The 15398-nt window shown below is 74.1% G+C and carries 16 protein-coding genes and 1 riboswitch; of the genes, 7 read left to right on the top strand and 9 right to left on the bottom strand.

Features of this window, described 5'->3' with window-relative positions; all coding sequences use genetic code 11:
• Positions 1-6 precede the first annotated feature (6 nt).
• Positions 7-1374: an NAD(P)/FAD-dependent oxidoreductase gene (locus tag ACFFKU_RS08640; protein WP_380137201.1), complete on the top strand. Its 1368-nt coding sequence runs from the start codon at positions 7-9 to the stop codon at positions 1372-1374.
• Between the two features lie 69 nt (positions 1375-1443).
• On the opposite strand, the gene ACFFKU_RS08635 is transcribed toward ACFFKU_RS08640, so the two are convergent.
• The 3 genes from ACFFKU_RS08635 to ACFFKU_RS08625 all read right to left on the bottom strand — a co-directional run bounded on the left by ACFFKU_RS08635 (position 1444) and on the right by ACFFKU_RS08625 (position 3322).
• Positions 1444-2061: a class I SAM-dependent methyltransferase gene (locus ACFFKU_RS08635; protein ID WP_380137199.1), complete on the bottom strand. Its 618-nt coding sequence runs from the start codon at positions 2059-2061 to the stop codon at positions 1444-1446.
• A complete protein-coding gene (locus ACFFKU_RS08630) occupies positions 2058-2987 on the bottom strand; it encodes a sulfurtransferase (protein ID WP_380137196.1) in 930 nt (309 codons plus the stop codon). Before ACFFKU_RS08630 ends, ACFFKU_RS08635 begins: the two co-directional genes overlap by 4 nt.
• A gap of 206 nt (positions 2988-3193) precedes the next feature.
• Positions 3194-3322, bottom strand: coding sequence for a hypothetical protein (locus ACFFKU_RS08625; protein WP_380137195.1), 129 nt, complete (start codon positions 3320-3322; stop codon positions 3194-3196).
• Positions 3323-3536: 214 nt separating this feature from the next.
• A riboswitch (SAM riboswitch) is annotated at positions 3537-3653 on the top strand.
• On the opposite strand from ACFFKU_RS08625, the gene ACFFKU_RS08620 reads away from it, so the two are divergent.
• Entirely contained in the window at positions 3649-4218 is a 570-nt protein-coding gene (locus ACFFKU_RS08620; protein ID WP_380137194.1) for a flavin reductase family protein, read from the top strand. (Overlaps the previous riboswitch by 5 nt.)
• A gap of 12 nt (positions 4219-4230) precedes the next feature.
• Here the strand turns inward: ACFFKU_RS08620 and ACFFKU_RS08615 are convergent, their stop codons facing one another.
• Together ACFFKU_RS08615 and ACFFKU_RS08610 are read right to left on the bottom strand one after the other, a co-directional pair.
• Positions 4231-5532 (bottom strand): NtaA/DmoA family FMN-dependent monooxygenase, encoded by a 1302-nt coding sequence (locus tag ACFFKU_RS08615; protein WP_380137192.1) that lies wholly within the window; start codon positions 5530-5532, stop codon positions 4231-4233.
• Positions 5529-6542, bottom strand: coding sequence for an LLM class flavin-dependent oxidoreductase (locus ACFFKU_RS08610; RefSeq protein WP_380137190.1), 1014 nt, complete (start codon positions 6540-6542; stop codon positions 5529-5531). Before ACFFKU_RS08610 ends, ACFFKU_RS08615 begins: the two co-directional genes overlap by 4 nt.
• A gap of 108 nt (positions 6543-6650) precedes the next feature.
• Between ACFFKU_RS08610 and acs the strand changes: the two genes are divergently transcribed.
• Positions 6651-8642: an acetate--CoA ligase gene (gene acs, locus ACFFKU_RS08605; RefSeq protein WP_380137188.1), complete on the top strand. Its 1992-nt coding sequence runs from the start codon at positions 6651-6653 to the stop codon at positions 8640-8642.
• A gap of 102 nt (positions 8643-8744) precedes the next feature.
• On the opposite strand, the gene ACFFKU_RS08600 is transcribed toward acs, so the two are convergent.
• Positions 8745-9146, bottom strand: a complete 402-nt coding sequence (locus tag ACFFKU_RS08600) for a VOC family protein (protein ID WP_380137186.1) — start codon at positions 9144-9146, stop codon at positions 8745-8747.
• A gap of 78 nt (positions 9147-9224) precedes the next feature.
• Positions 9225-9650, bottom strand: a complete 426-nt coding sequence (gene ndk / locus ACFFKU_RS08595) for a nucleoside-diphosphate kinase (RefSeq protein ID WP_380137184.1) — start codon at positions 9648-9650, stop codon at positions 9225-9227.
• A 138-nt stretch (positions 9651-9788) separates the two neighbouring features.
• On the opposite strand from ndk, the gene ACFFKU_RS08590 reads away from it, so the two are divergent.
• Positions 9789-11222 carry a sugar porter family MFS transporter gene (locus ACFFKU_RS08590; RefSeq protein ID WP_380137183.1) on the top strand — a complete coding sequence of 478 codons (1434 nt, stop codon included), beginning with the start codon at positions 9789-9791 and terminating at the stop codon, positions 11220-11222.
• A gap of 75 nt (positions 11223-11297) precedes the next feature.
• On the opposite strand, the gene ACFFKU_RS08585 is transcribed toward ACFFKU_RS08590, so the two are convergent.
• Positions 11298-11720, bottom strand: a complete 423-nt coding sequence (locus ACFFKU_RS08585) for a hypothetical protein (RefSeq protein ID WP_380137182.1) — start codon at positions 11718-11720, stop codon at positions 11298-11300.
• A 160-nt stretch (positions 11721-11880) separates the two neighbouring features.
• Between ACFFKU_RS08585 and ACFFKU_RS08580 the strand changes: the two genes are divergently transcribed.
• Complete coding sequence (locus ACFFKU_RS08580; protein WP_380137180.1) at positions 11881-12324, top strand: cold-shock protein; 444 nt, start codon at positions 11881-11883, stop codon at positions 12322-12324.
• Positions 12325-12336: 12 nt separating this feature from the next.
• On the opposite strand, the gene ACFFKU_RS08575 is transcribed toward ACFFKU_RS08580, so the two are convergent.
• A complete protein-coding gene (locus ACFFKU_RS08575) occupies positions 12337-13419 on the bottom strand; it encodes a LacI family DNA-binding transcriptional regulator (protein ID WP_380137179.1) in 1083 nt (360 codons plus the stop codon).
• A gap of 96 nt (positions 13420-13515) precedes the next feature.
• Here ACFFKU_RS08575 and ACFFKU_RS08570 point away from each other — a divergent pair, with 96 nt between their 5' ends.
• The gene (locus tag ACFFKU_RS08570; protein ID WP_380137178.1) at positions 13516-14568 is read left to right on the top strand and encodes a Gfo/Idh/MocA family oxidoreductase; all 1053 of its coding nucleotides are present in this window, start codon (positions 13516-13518) and stop codon (positions 14566-14568) included.
• Complete coding sequence (locus ACFFKU_RS08565) at positions 14565-15350, top strand: TIM barrel protein (protein ID WP_380137177.1); 786 nt, start codon at positions 14565-14567, stop codon at positions 15348-15350. The genes ACFFKU_RS08570 and ACFFKU_RS08565 overlap by 4 nt, the downstream gene beginning before the upstream one ends.
• The last annotated feature ends 48 nt before the right edge of the window (positions 15351-15398 follow it).

The raw sequence follows: 15398 nt of genomic DNA, 5'->3' as shown, positions 1-15398 counted from the left end.
GAAAGCGTGGACGCTCGTCAACGTGTCGTGATCGTCGGGGGCGGCTTCGCCGGTCTCTACGCGGGTCGCAAGCTCGAGAAGCTGCTGCCTCCCGGTACCGCCGAGCTCGTCCTGATCAATCCGACCGACCACCTGACGTACGCGCCGCTGCTGCCGGACGTCACCGCCTCGGTGCTGGAACCCCGCCACATCGCGGTCTCCCTGCGCCAGGCGCTCCCCAAGACCAAGATCATCATCGGCCACGCGACCGCGGTCGACGTCGAGGCCAAGACCGTCACCGTCTCGCGCTCCGAGCACGGTCAGATCGACCAGGACACCCAGGTCGTCTCCTACGACCGCCTGCTGCTGTCGCCCGGCTCGATCACCCGTCGCTTCCCCATCCCCGGCGTGTCCGAGTCCGCCCGCGGGGTCAAGACGATCACCGAGGCCGTGTTCGTCCGCGACCACCTCCTCTCCCAGCTCGACGCGGCCGACGCCCTCCCGGACGACCCCCGCTTCGACGCCGAGCGCGCCGAGCGCATGACCGTCGTGGCGGTCGGGGCCGGCTACACCGGCACCGAGATCGTGGCCCAGACCCATCGGTGGCTGACCCGCGTGGCCGAGCGCTGGACGAACATCGACGTCCGCGACGTGCGCTGGCTGCTGATCGACGTCGCCCCGGCCGTCCTGCCCGAGCTCGGGCCCCGGCTGGGCCAGTACGCCCTCGCCGCGCTCAAGGACCGCGGCATCGACGTCCGCCTCGGCGTCTCGGTGCAGAAGGTCGAGGGCAACGTCGTCACCCTGACCGACGGCACGCCCGTCCCCTCCCGGACGCTGATCTGGGGCGCCGGCATCGCCGCGAGCCCGCTGGTCGGCACGCTGGGGCTGCCGCTGGAGCGCGGTCGTCTCGTCGTGGACGCCCAGGGCCGGGCGGCCGAGGACGTCTGGGCCGTCGGCGACTGCGCCGCCACGCCCGACCTGGCCAAGGAGAAGCCCGCCGACGGCCCGGCCCCGGTCACCCCGCCCACGGCGCAGCACGCGCAGCGTCAGGGCACCCGGGTCGGCAAGAACATCGCCGCCTCGCTCGGGGTCGGCGTCGCCCAGGACTACGTCCACAAGGACCTCGGCCTGGTGGCCGACCTCGGTGGGCTGACCGCCGTGGCCAAGCCGCTCGGGATCGAGCTGACCGGTCTCCCGGCCAAGATCGTGGCGCGCGGCTACCACCTCTACGCCCTGCCGAGCATGGCCAACCGGGCCCGGGTGCTCACCGACTGGTTCTGGCACGCGGTGCTGCCGGTCCAGGCCGTCGCGATCAACCAGACCCGCTCCGAGGACGCGCTCATCACCGCGGCCCAGAACACCGACATCTACGAGGGTGACAAGGCCCGCTCCTGACCTCGTCATGACGACGGACGGCCGTGCCCCGCGAGGGGCACGGCCGTTCGTCGTCGGTGGGTCGGCCGCTCAGGCGCGGCGGGCGGTGAGGTGCCAGAACGGCGTCCCGCGCTCGCCCACGGGGGCGAGCAGCTCCCCCGGCGAGACCTCGTGGAGACCGAGGTCGAGCAGGGCCACCCCGAGCACGTCAGGGTCCAGGCCCAGCTCGCCCCGCGCGGGCCGCACCGGCCCGAGCAGGGACAGCACCCCGCCGGGCCGCACCGACGACGACACGGTCGCGAGGTCGAGCAGCACCTGCTCGGCGCTGCCCCGGCCCCCGAGTACGTCGTGGCAGCAGACGAGGTCGAAGGAGCCCGAGCCGCCCGCCCGGTAGCGGGTCAGCTCGGCCAGGGTCGTCAGGTCCTCCAGGTCGGCGTCGACGGTCCGGATCCGGTCGGCGACGCCGGCCCGGTCGGCCGCCTCGTGGGCCTGGGCCAGCGCCCGGGCCGAGGTGTCGAGCACGAGGACCTCGTGCCCCAACCGGGCGAGCGCGACCGCGTCGCGCCCGGCGCCGCCCCCGACGTCGAGCACCCGGAGCGGGGCCGACCCCAACCCCCGCAGGACGGGGGTCAGGGCCTCGACGAGCCGGTCGTAGCGCCACGTGGGCGGGGTCGTGCCCCGCAGCAGCGTCGCCGGCCCGCGGCTCATGCCGTGGGCGAGGCGGGACTCCCGCCGCGCTCGCCGCCGGTGACGATCGGGACGCGCACGGCGTTGCCCCACTCCGTCCAGCTGCCGTCGTAGTTGCGCACGTCGGACAGCCCCAGCAGGTGGGTGAGCACGAACCAGGTGTGGCTCGAGCGCTCACCGATGCGGCAGTAAGTGATCGTGGGCTCGCCCGGCTCCAGCCCGGCCTCGCCCAGGTAGAGGTCCTCGAGCTCGCGCCGGCTGCGGAAGGTGCCGTCCTCGGCCGCCGCCTTCGCCCACGGGACGCTGGCCGCACCCGGGACGTGGCCCCCGCGCAGGGTGCCCTCCTGCGGGTAGTCGGGCATGTGGGTGCGCTCACCGGTGTACTCCTGCGGGGAGCGGACGTCGATGAGCTGACCGCCGAGGAAGTCCCGGACGTCGTCCTTGAACGCCCGGATCGCGGCGTCGTCACGCTCCACCACGGGGTACTCGGTGCGCTCGGGCGAGGGGACGTCGGTGGTGAGCTCGCGGCCCTCGGCGACCCACTTGGCCCGGCCCCCGTCCAGCAGGCGCACGTCCTCGTGACCGAACAGGGTGAACACCCACAGCGCGTAGGCGGCCCACCAGTTGCTCTTGTCCCCGTACAGGACGATGGTGTCCTCGCGCCGGATCCCCTTGCGCGAGAGCAGGTCGGCGAAGCCTTCGCCGTCGACGTAGTCACGCGTGACGGGGTCGTTCAGCTCGGTGTGCCAGTCGACCTTGACCGAGCCGGGGATGTGGCCGGTGTCCCAGAGCAGGACGTCCTCGTCGCTCTCGACGACGACGAGCCCCTCCCGGCCGAGGTTCGCGGCGAGCCACTCCGTGCTGACCAGGCGCTCCGGATGGGCGTACTCGGCGAACCGGGCCTGGGAGGTGTCGACGTCGGGGCGGGTGTCGGTGGAGCTGGTCATCGGGGTTCTCTTCCGTTCGAGGGTGGGTCGGTCGGGGAGGGCGCGCGCACGGGCCGGACGGACCGGGGCGCGACGAGGCAGGGTCGGCCGGGTCGGCAGGGTCGGCCGGGTCGGGTTGTCGCGGCAGGGTGCCGCACGGGGCGGACGCCGGTGGGCGCCCGTCGTCCGGGCCGGACGAGCCCGCAGCGGGACCCGGCGAGGAGAGGTCAGCCGCGACAGGCGGCGGCGACGCAGCGGCACAGGTCGATGTGCCGGCGCGAGCGCAGGAGCAGGGGGCGCGGGACCGTGACGGCACGCGGGCGGGCGACCCGAGGGGTCCGGGTGCTCGTGGACATGACTTCCTCCATCGTCCCCGGCGGTAGCACCCGCTCCCGACCTGCGGGGGGTTGCTGCGGCGTCGTCGATCCGGGTCTCTCGGCCGCTCTGGATGGCGTTGCCGAGAACCGTGCCCGGCCCGCGACGCGATGTCAACCGCACCCGCCGGGCCGGACCCCCGGACGGCGCAGCCACGTTGCACCGGTTGCGGGCCGACAGTAGATTTCGATTGAAGGTCACGAGCGCCGACATCGAGCCCCGGCTGGTCGGCCGGCAACCCTCCGTCACGCGATGGGGTGCCCCGGGTGAAGACCAGGTCCTGCGGCGACCGCCGTCGGACAAGGACGTGAGACCCGCGCCCCGCGCGGGATCTGAGGAGGACACGAAGGTGAGCACCGTGACCGCGCCCCTGCTGCAGCACGACCGCGACGAGCTCGACGCGACCGTCCTGCGGACCGCCTTCGGGCGCTTCCCGACCGGTGTGGTGGGGGTGGCCGCCCTCGACCCCACGACCGGATCGCCGATCGGGTTCGCCGCCTCCAGCTTCGTCGGCGTCTCCCTCGACCCGCCGATCGTCGCCTTCTGCATCCAGTGGACGTCGGGCACCTGGCCGGTGCTGGAAGAGCTGCCCCGCATCGGCATCTCCGTGCTGGGCGAGAGCCACGACGCCACCGCCAAGGCGCTCGCCGCCAAGGGGCGCGACCGGTTCGCCGGGCTGACCACCCGCTCCAGCGAGCAGGGGGCCGTCTTCATCGACGGTGCCGCCTGCTGGTTGGAGACCTCGGTCCGTGAGGTGGTCGCCGCGGGCGACCACGGGATCGTGCTGCTCGACGTGCACGCGCTGACCACACCCGAGGACGTCGAGCCGCTGGTGTTCCACGGTTCCGCGTTCCGGCGGTTGCAGACCCGGGCCTGACCGGGGCCCGGGTCAGACCGGGCGCAACCCCAGGTGCTCGCGCAGGGTCCGCCCCGTGTACGCGCGGCGGTAGGTCCCCTTCTCCTGCAACAACGGCACCACCCGGTCGACGAACTCGTCCAGGCCCGTCGGCGTGAGCGTCGGGATCAGGATGAATCCGTCGGCGGCGTCGGCCTGAACGTACCGGTCGATCTCGTCGGCGACGTGCTGCGGCGTCCCGACGAACTGCTGCCGCTGGGAGACCTCGACCACGAGTTCCCGCACCCCCCAGCCGTGCCGCTGCTGCAGTTCCCGCCACGCGTTCGCGGTGGCGGCGCCGTCCTGGACGTGCCGGACCCGTCCCTGCGTCACGCCCGGCTCGGCCACGGGATCGCTCGCGGGGAGCGGCCCGTCGGGGTCGAGACCCGGCAGTTCGACGCCCCAGAGCTGCTCCACGAACGCCACGGCCTGCTCCGGACCGACCTGCTGGAACCGGATCTCCCGGGCCCGTTCGGCCGCGTCGGCCGCGCTGTCGCCGAGCACGAAACTCGCCCCCGGCAGGATCTTGACGTCGTCCCGGTCCCGCCCGGCCGCCTCGGCCCGGGCCCGCAGGTCGGCGGTGAACGCCTGCCCCGCCTCGAGGGATCCGTGGATGGTGAAGATGGCGTCGGCGTGGGCCGCGCCGAAACCGCGGCCGTCGGGCGAGTCCCCGGCCTGCACCAGGACCGGATGGCCCTGCGGGCTGCGCGGCAGCAGGGACCGACCCACCACGTCGAACTGCTCGCCCCGGTAGGCGACCTCGCGGGCGGGGGCACCGGGGGCCCACGAGTCCCAGAAGACCCGGGTCGCCTCGATCGTCTCGCGAGCCCGGACGTAGCGGTCCTCGCGCCGCAGGTACCCGCCCCGGCGGAAGTTCTCCCCGGTGAAGGCGTCGGAACTCGTCACCATGTTCCAGCCGGCCCGACCCGCCGAGAGGTGGTCGAGCGTCGCGAACTGCCGGGCCAGTTCGTAGGGCTCGTTGAAGGTGGTGCTGATCGTGCCGACCAGCCCCAGCCGTTCGGTCACCGCCGCCAGCGCGTTCAGCACCGGGAAGGTGTCGGGGCGGCCGACCACGTCGAGGTCGACGATCTGCCCCCGGTGCTCGCGCAGCCGCAGTCCCTCGGCGAGGAAGAAGAAGTCCATGAGTCCGCGCTCGGCCGTCCGGGCGAGGTGGACGAAGGACGCGAAGTCGGTCTGCGACCCGGCCCGCGGGTCGCGCCACACGGTCGTCGAGTTCACCCCGGGGAAGTGCGCCGCGAGGTGGATCTCCCGGCGCGCACCGCTCGGCCGGCTCATCGGTCCTCTCCCTCGACGGAGGGCGTCGGGTCGGTGGCGTAGCGGCTCACCGGCCGCGGCAGCCCCAGTCGCTCGCGCAGGGTCCGCGGCCCGGCCGTGCCGGCGGGGCGCGCACCGGTCGCGGCGAGGCGGTCCAGCAGGTCGTCCGGGCCGGCGGGCCCGGCCACCAGGACGATCCCGTCCCAGCCGTCGGCGGCCGCACCGGTCACCGCGGCCCCTGGCCCGTCCCCGAGGTCCCCGACGTCGAGGAGCAGCAGCGGCGCGGGCCGGCCCCGGTCGGCGGCCGCGGCCCGGACCCGGGCCGCGAGGGCGGGCGCGCCCTCCCCCGCGGGCACCCGGACCAGGTCGGCGTGCTCGGCCGCGACCGGCAGCACGGCGTCCAGGGGGGCCGGATCCGTCGGGTCGTCGGCGGCGAGGGACACGACGACCGGAGGTTGGCCCTGCGGCGAGCGCGGGGTGATCGAGGGGCCCTTCACCGAGAACTCCGGCCCGACGTGGTCGACGTGGTGGAGCCTGTCGCGGTCGACGTAGCGACCGGTCGCGACGTCGCGGACCACCGCGTCGTCCTCCCAGCTGTCCCAGAGCTTGCGGACCACCGTCACGGTGTCCGCGGCCTCGCCCCAGAGCCGTCCGGGCGGCGCCGGGGGGCGACGGCCGAACGCCGCGGCCTCGACCGGCCCCGTGGAGACGGCGACCTGCCACCCCGCCCGCCCCGCGCTGACCAGGTCGAGCGTGGCGATCGCCTTGTTGGTGTGGAAGGGCTCGGTGTGCGTCGTCGTGACGGTCGGGACGAGGCCGATCCGCCGGGTCGACGGCGCGACCCGGCAGGCCACGGCGACCGCGTCGGGACGCGGCCCGGGACCGGGGACCCACGAGTCCGCCAGCAGCAGCAGGTCGACCCCGACCGCCTCGGCGCGCGTCGCCACGCGCACCCAGAAGTCCGGCGAGACCGCCTCGGCGGGTTCGGCGCCGACGGTCACGGGTTGGAGTCCGAGCAGGAAGTCAGGCACGGCGGGTGCAGCACCACCGCGGCCGCGGGTGTTCCCTGCGGGTGTTCCTTGCCGGTGTTCCCTGCGGGTGTTCCCTGGGAGTGTTCCTCGTCCACTAGGGTCCGGCTCATGCCTGCCACCCCCGACGACGGCTCCGCCACGGTCTCCCCCGGGGTCCCCGCCGAGGTCTTCGAACCCTCCGACGCGTTCCGGGCCCAGGCCAACGTCGGCGCCGGCGAGCACGAGCGCGCCGCCGCCGACGTCGAGGCGTTCTGGGCCGAGCAGGCCGCGCGGCTGCAGTGGGACGAACCGTGGCGCGCGGTCTTCGACGACTCGACGATGCCGACCGCGCAGTGGTTCGTCGGCGGGCGCCTGAACGTCGCGGTGAACTGCGTCGACCGGCACGTCGCGGCCGGGCGGGGCGACAAGGTCGCGCTGTTCTGGGAGGGCGAGCCCGGCGACAGCCGCCGGATCACCTACGCCGATCTGCAGGACGAGGTCTGCCGGCTCGCCAACGCGCTGCAGGAGCTGGGGATCGAGCAGGGCGACCGCGTGGTGCTGTACCTGCCGGTGCTGCCCGAGACCATCGTCACGACGCTGGCCTGCGCCCGCATCGGCGCGGTCGTCAGCCTGGTGTTCGGCGGCTTCTCGGCCGAGGCCCTGCGTTTCCGCGTCGCCGACACCGGAGCCAAACTCCTGGTGACGACGGACGGGCAGTTCCGCCGGGGCCGCGCGGTCGGGGTGAAGGCCGCGGCCGACGCCGCCGTGGCCGGGTTGGACCACGTCGAGCACGTGCTGGTGCTGCGCCGCACCGGGGAGCAGACCCCCGACGTGCCCTGGACGGAGGGCCGCGACGTCTGGTGGCACGACCTGGTCGACCGGCAGAGCCCGCAGCACGTCGCCGAGGGTTTCGACGCCGAGACGCCGCTGTTCATCATCTACACCTCGGGGACCACCGGGCGACCGAAGGGGTTGGTGCACACCAGCGGCGGCTACCTCACCCACGCCAGCTGGTCGCACTGGGCCGTCTTCGACGTGAAACCCGACGACGTCTACTGGTGCCAGGCCGACCTGGCCTGGGTCACCGCGCACACCTACGAGATGTACGGCCCGCTCTCGAACGGCACGACCCAGGTCATCTACGAGGGGTCCCCGCTGACCCCGCACCCGGGTCGGCACTTCGAGGTGATCCAGAAGTACGGCGTGACGATCTACTACACCGCCCCGACGCTCATCCGGACGTTCATGAAGTACGGCCCGGACCTGCCCGCGGGTTTCGACCTGAGCTCGTTGCGGCTGCTTGGCACGGTCGGCGAGGCGATCAACCCCGAGGCGTGGCTCTGGTTGCACCGCAACGTGGGGGGTGAGCGCTGCCCCATCGTCGACACCTGGTGGCAGTCGGAGACCGGGGCCGCGGTGGTCGCGCCCCTTCCGGGGGTGACCCCGTTGAAACCGGGATCGGGGTCGGTCGCCCTGCCCGGGTTGTCGGCGACCGTGGTCGACGAGGCCGGGCGCGAGACCGCCCCCGGGGAGCAGGGCGTGCTCGTCATCACCCGTCCGTGGCCGGGCATGGCCCGCACCGTCTGGCGCGACCACGAACGGTTCGTGAAGTCCTACTGGGAGCCCTACGCGGCCCAGGGCTGGTACCTCGCCGGGGACGCCGCGACCAAGGACGAGGACGGCTACATCTGGATCGGCGGGCGGATCGACGACGTGCTCAACGTCTCGGGCCACCGGCTCTCCAGCATCGAGCTCGAGTCGGCCCTGGTCTCCCACCCGCGGGTGGCCGAGGCGGCCGTCGTCGGGGCCCCCGACGACACCACCGGTCAGCGCATCGTGGCCTTCGTCATCACCCGGGGCGCGGCGACCGCCGACGACCCGAGCGACGCGACGCTGCCCGACCGGCTCAAGGCGCACGTCGCCGAGCAGGTGGGGCCGGTCGCCCGGCCCCGCGACGTCGTGCTGGTGCCGGACCTGCCGAAGACCCGTTCGGGCAAGATCATGCGGCGGTTGATGGCCGACCTCTGCGGGGGCCGGACCGGCGGCGACGTCACCTCCCTGCAGGATGCCGACGCCCTGACCCACGTCGAGCACGCCTGGCAGGCCTACTCCCGGCGGTGACAGCCCCCCGGGTCCGGGGCAGGTCCTGACGAGCGGGCGCGACGGGGAACCGCTGGGCGAGACCGTCGAGGTCTCCTGCGCCGCGGCCGACCCCGGGCCGGATCAGCCCGGGATGGCCGCCGGGTCCATCCAGGACGCCTCCCAGACGTGACCGTCGGGGTCGCGCCAGCTGGTCCCGTACATGTACCCGAAGTCCATGTCGTCGGCGAACGCCGAGCCGCCGGCGGCCAGCGCCCTCTCCTTGAGCTGCACCGCCTCGTCCTTGGACTCCGCCGAGAGGGCCAGCATGACCTCGACGGTGCCCGACGGGGCCGGCTCGCCCTTGAGGAACTGCTGCCACTTCTCGGGCGTGTGGACCAGGACGACGATGTTCTCCTCGAGCACGACGCAGGCCGTGCCCTCGTCCTCGAAGCCGGGGTTCAGGGCGAACCCGAGCGCGGTGAAGAACGCCTTGCTCCGTTCCTTGTCCGCTACCGGCAGGTTGACGAAGATCATGCGCGCCATGTCGTTGCCTTCCGTCGGCCCCTCCCGTCGAGGGGTTCGCCCGGTGGACCGGTGCGGGCTCAGGAACTCATCGGTGGCTCAGAGGTTCGGGAACCAGAGCCCGATCTCGCGCGCCGCCGACTCCGGGGAGTCCGACCCGTGCACGAGGTTCTGCTGGACCTTGAGGCCCCAGTCGCGGCCGAGGTCCCCGCGGATGGTGCCCGGGGCGGCGGTGGTCGGGTCGGTCGTCCCGGCCAGCGACCGGAAACCCTCGATCACCCGGTGGCCCTCGACGACGGCGGCCACCACGGGCCCGGAGAGCATGAACTCGACCAGGGGCTCGTAGAACGGCTTACCCTCGTGCTCGGCGTAGTGCCCGGCCAGCAGCTCGCGGTCGGCGCTGCGCAGCTCCAGCGCGACGAGGGTGTACCCCTTCGCCTCGATCCGGGCCAGCACCTCCCCCGCGAGGTTGCGCCGGACGCCGTCCGGCTTGACGAGCACGAGGGTCCGCTGCGCTTCGCTCACGGCGGCGACCCTAGCCGGTGGCCCACCCGCCCGGCGGGGCGGGTCCGGATCTGGACGGGCGGGGCCGTACGCGGCGTGGCAGGCTCCCTCGGTCCGACCCGACCGGGCCGGCGCACCGTCTGGTTCGGAGTCACCGGCATGCCTGAGTCCTCCCCCGTCGCCGGGGAACGCGCCACCGCCAAGGTGGTGCTCATCTCGGTCGTCGCCGCCATCGGCGGCTTCCTCTTCGGTTTCGACACCTCCGTCATCAACGGCGCGGTCGACGCCGTCACCCAGCAGTTCGGCCTCTCCGAGGCGCTCTCCGGGTTCGCGGTCTCCTGCGCCCTGCTCGGCGCGGCCGCGGGTGCCTGGTTCGCCGGCGGCCTGGCCGACCGCCGCGGTCGCAAGGCCGTCATGGTCGCCGGGGCGGTCATGTTCGCGATCGGCGCGATCGGCTCCGCGTTCGCCTTCGCCGTGTGGGACCTGGTGCTCTGGCGGGTCGTCGGCGGCGTCGGCGTGGGCCTGGCCTCGGTCATCGCCCCGACCTACATCGCCGAGGTCGCACCGGCCCGCATCCGCGGTCGGCTCGCCTCGCTGCAGCAGCTGGCGATCACCATCGGCATCTTCGCCGCCCTGCTCTCCGACGCGGTCATCGCCGACTCCGGCGGGGGTGCGGCCAACGAGACCTGGTTCGGCTGGGAGGCCTGGCGCTGGATGTTCCTGGTCGGGGTCGTCCCCGCCGTCGTCTGGGGGCTGCTGGCCCTGGGCGTGCCCGAGTCCCCACGCTTCCTCGTCGCCCGCGGCCAGCTCGACAAGGCCTCCGACGTGCTCGGGCAGGTCCTCGGGGTCACCGACCGCGAGGCGCTGCAGCGCAAGGTCTCCCAGATCCAGACCAGCCTGCACCGGGAGGACCGGCCGAGCCTGCGCGACCTGCGCGGACCGCGGTTCGGGCTGCACCCGGTGGTTTGGGTGGGGATCCTGCTCTCGTTCTTCCAGCAGGGCGTCGGCATCAACGTGATCTTCTACTACTCGACGTCGTTGTGGCAGTCGGTCGGGTTCGACGAGTCGCAGGCGTTCACGACCTCGGTCATCACCTCGGTGACCAACGTGGCGGTGACCCTCATCGCGATCGCGACCGTCGACCGGATCGGGCGCAAACCGTTGCTGATCGCCGGGTCCACCGGGATGTTCGCCGCGCTCACGGTGATGGCCGTCGCGTTCTCGCAGGCGAGCGGCAGCGGCGAGGACCTGACCCTGCCCGGCGCCTGGGGCCCGGTGGCCGTGGTGGCGGCCAACGTCTACGTGGTCTGCTTCGGGGCCACCTGGGGGCCGGTCGTGTGGGTCCTGCTCGGGGAGATGTTCCCGAACCGGATCCGGGCCGCCGCCCTCGCGGTCGCCGCGGCCGCGCAGTGGCTGGCGAACTTCGCCATCTCCACCTCGTTCCCCTCCCTCGCCGAGGTCGGACTGCAGTTCGCCTACGGCCTCTACGCCGTGCTGGCGCTGCTCTCGCTGGTCTTCGTGCTCAGGACCGTTCCGGAGACCAAGGGCATGGAGCTGGAGGACATGGGCGCGGACACCCCCGCCCGCACCTGAGCCCGCGCACCCCCCGCGGGCGACGACCGTCCGGGGCCCGACCCGCCGGGACCACCCGACGGGTCGGGCCCCGCGTCATTCCCGCTCGAAGCGCAGGTCCATCCAACGCACCCAGTCGCGGCCGCTGCGGCGCTCCCACAGGGCACTCCCGCTGGCCCGACCGGGAGCGATCCGGAACGTGGCCCGGGAGTCCCCGCCGTCGATCCGGATGGAACCGTCGGCGAGGCGGTGGGCGGTGGACGTGTGCAGTTCCCCCGTCGCCTCGAACGCGCGCAGGAGCACCCCGTGGTCGCCCTCACCGATCAGTTCCAGCGTCCTGACCGGTTCCCCGCCGATGCTGACGTCGACGTGGTGCACGATCCAGTTCCCGCCGGGGCCGTCCTCGTAGACGTCGCTGCCGGTGATGTCGGCCACGGGTTCGCCCGCGGCGTCGAGGACGTGACCGCTGGTGCGCCACCGCCCCATCGCCTTGCCGAACACGTCGTGCACCAGGCCCATGCGTGGCTCCCCACGATCTCGACATCTCGGTCGGCAGACAGTCGCACACGGGGCGCGGCGCAGCGTGGTCAGGGTCCCCCGGGGGGACCCGGCCGTGGTCCTGGTGCAGGATTGAGGGCTGACGTCAGGACGGGTGCGCGCACCCGGTGAGGAGGTTCCCGTGGAGCAGGCGACAGGCAAGATCGTTCGGTTCGACACCGACCGGGGTTTCGGGTTCATCGAGACCGAGGACGGCGGCGACGACGTGTTCGTCCACGTGAACGACCTCCTCGACGACCAGCAGGGGTACGGGATCGGGGCCCGCGTCGAGTTCACGCCGGCCGCGGGCGACCGCGGACCCAAGGCCACCCGGGTGCGCCTGCTCTCCCCCGGGGCCCCCGTGGCCCGGTCGGCCCCCCGGGCCAACCCCCGCCGCGACAACGACCGCCGTGACGACCGGGGGCCCGCGCGTCGGGAGCAGCTGTCCCCCAGCGCGGCCAACCTGCGCGACGACATCACCGACCTCCTTGTCGAGGGGGTCGACTCCCTCACCGCGGCGCAGATCCGTGCCGTGCGCGACCTCGTCGTGCAGCACGCGGTGCGCAACGGCCTGATCGACGGTTGATCGACGGCCCCGTCACCCGGTCTCGTCGGGGCCGGGTGGCGGGGCCGTCGTGCGTCGGACGACCAGACGGGGCGCGATGACGACCTGACGGGCCCGCCCGTCGGTCCCCGGGCGCGCCACCTCCCCGCTCCCTGCCTTTCCGCCCCCTGCCTCCCCGACGCCGGGTTCCCCGTCCGCGGCCTCGACGGCGAGGCGGAGCCCGTGGGCCGCGATGGCGGCCGAGTCCTGGGCGACAGTGGTGAGGGCCACCGTCGTGGAACGGGCCACCACGCTGTCGTCGAACCCCACGATCGAGAGCCGCCGCGGGACCTCGACCCCCTGCGCCCGCGCGGTCAGCAGCAGCCCGAGCGCACAGGCGTCGTTGAACGCCAGGACGGCCGTCGGCCCGCCGGGGCGGAGGACCTCCGGCGCGGCCCGTTCCCCGGCCGCGTCGTCCAGCCCGCCCGCCAGCAGCTCGGGCTCCAGCCCGGCGGCGGCCATGGCGCGGCGGTAGCCCGCCCGCCGTTCCGCCGCGCCGGGGGCCCGTCCCCCGTGCAGGTGCGCGATGCGTCGGTGCCCCAGGGCGAGCAGGTGCTCGACGGCCAGCCGGGCCCCGGCCTCGTCGTCGGTGCGCACGGTCCGGATCTCCGGATCGGTGACCCGGCGGGCCAGCAGCACGAGGGGCAGCCGCCGGGCGAGCGCGGCCAGCTCCGCCGTCGACGAGCCGGGGCCGAGCAGCAGGGCAGCCTCGCACCGCTGGTCGACCAGCGCCCGCAGGGCCTCGCGCTCGGGACGCGAGCTCGCGACCGGCTCGACGGCGAGGCGCCACCCGGCCCCGCCACCGCCCGTCGCGGCCACGGACGCGTAGAGGTCGGCGACGAGCTGGGCGTGGAAGGCGTGGTCGATGCCGAGGACGACGCCGATCGTCCGGCTGCGGCTGGACCCGAGCAGGCGGGCCCGCTGGTCCGGGTGGAAGTCGAGGTCCGCCGCAGCCTGCAGGACCCTGGCCCGGTTGGCCTCGCTGGCCCCCGGCACGCCCCGGATGACGATCGACACCAGGGCCCGGCTCACCCCCGCGCGCTGCGCGACGTCGGCCATCGTCACCGCCCGCCCCATCCGTCCTCCGTCCGCGCACCGACCGCTTGACGAGCAGCCTAACCGCCCCGCACCCTAGAGCGCGCTAACTAGAGCGCTCTAGGCAAGGAGGCCGTGGTGGACGTGGAGGAGACCGTGCTGCTGACGCGGGACCCGGTACGGGTGGGGGTCGTCGGTGCCGGACGGATCGGGTCGGCGCACGCCCGCCTGCTGGCCGGTGAGGTGCGGGGGGCGCGGTTGGTCGCCGTCGCCGACCCCCGTCCGGGGGCCGCCGAGGCGGTGGCCGGGCCGTGGGGCGTCCGTGCGTCCACCGACCCGCAGGCCCTGATCTCCGACCCCGCGGTCGAGGCGGTGGTCGTCACCGCCGTCACCGAGGCCCACGCCGACCTCGTCGTGGCCGCCGCCGAGGCCGGCAAGGCCGTCTTCTGCGAGAAACCCGCCGGGTCGACCACGGCCGAGGTGCAGCGCGGGATCGAGGCGACCGACCGGGCCGGCGTCGTCTTCCAGGTGGGTTTCAACCGTCGCTTCGACCCCGACTTCGTGGCGGCCCGCGCCGCGGTGGAGGCCGGTGAGGTCGGCCGGGTCTACCTGCTGCGCAGCCTGACCCGCGACCCCGGCCTCGCCGACCCGTTCGCCGTCCCCGCGTGGGCGATCTTCCGCCTCACCCTGATCCACGACTTCGACACCCTGCTGTGGCTCCACCCCGACGCCGACCCGGTCTCCGTCCACGCGGTCGCCGACGCCCTGGTCGCCCCCGAGGCGAAGGCGGCCGGCCTCCTGGACACGGCCGTGGTCACGATCCGGTTCTCCGACGGGGCCATCGCCACCGCGGAGGCGAGCTTCTCGGCCACCTACGGCTACGACGTCCGCGCCGAGGTCTTCGGTTCCGGTGGCCTCGTCACGGTCGAGACCGCGGCCGCGGCCGTCCACCGCTCCGACGCGCGGGGGCGACGCAGCGACACCCCGCGGGGGGACGTCGCCCTGTTCGCCGGGGCCTACACGGCCGAGTTCCGGAGTTTCGCCGAGGCCGTCCGGTTCGGGCGCGCCCCCCGGGTCGGCGGCCGGGACGCGCTGCGCGCGCTGCGGGTGGCCGAGGCGTGCATCGAGTCCGTGCGCACGGGGGTTCCGGCCAAGGTGGCCGGCGGGGTGTCTGGCGGGGTGGGCGCATGAGCGCGAACCTGGCCGTCTGCGCCGAGATGGTGCTCACCCACCTCCCCGTCGTCGACCGCGTGGCGCAGCTGCACGCGTGGGGCTTCGCGGTGGAGATCTGGGACTGGTCGGACAAGGACCTCGACGCCCTGGCCGCGACGGGGGCGACCTTCACCTCGATGACCGGCTACCTCGACGGCGAACTGGTGGATCCGGCCGGGGCCGACCGGTTGCTGGCGACGGCGGAGGAGTCGATCGCGGCGGCCCGCGTCCTCGGCCGTCCGAACCTCAACCTGCACGGCACCGGTCTCGGACCGCAGGGTCTGCCGGTGCGCCCGCACCACGGGCCCGTCACCGGGTCCATGTGGCTGGCCGCCGGACGGACCCTGGAACGGCTGGCCGCTCTCGGCGAACGGCACGACGTCGTGTTCACCCTCGAGAACCTGAACCTCGCCGTGGACCACCCGGGGACGCCGTTCGCCTCCGCTGCCGACTGCCTGGCCCTGGTGGCCCACGTCGGCAGCCCGCACCTGCGGATGAACCTCGACCTCTACCACGCCCAGATCGGGGAGGGGAATCTCGCCGACCTGCTGCGCCGCAGCATCACCCACATCGGGGAGATCCAGGTTGCCGACGTGCCCGGACGGTGCGAACCCGGCACGGGAGAGATCGGGTACCCGTTCCTGGCCACCGTGCTGGCCGACCTCGGGTACGCGGGGACGATCGGCCTGGAGGCGTGGGCGTCCGGGGACGACGCGGTCGCCGTGCAGCGGTTCCGCGACGCGTTCGCCGCGACCCGGTGAGGACCTGCGCCCGCGCGGGGTGACGGTCTCACCCGCGGGCCGTCCCCG

The organism is Kineococcus gynurae (genome assembly GCF_042433995.1).
GTDB lineage: Bacteria > Actinomycetota > Actinomycetes > Actinomycetales > Kineococcaceae > Kineococcus > Kineococcus gynurae.
Note: the sequence above shows the minus strand (reverse complement) of the source record. Positions and strands in the feature narration are given on the sequence as shown.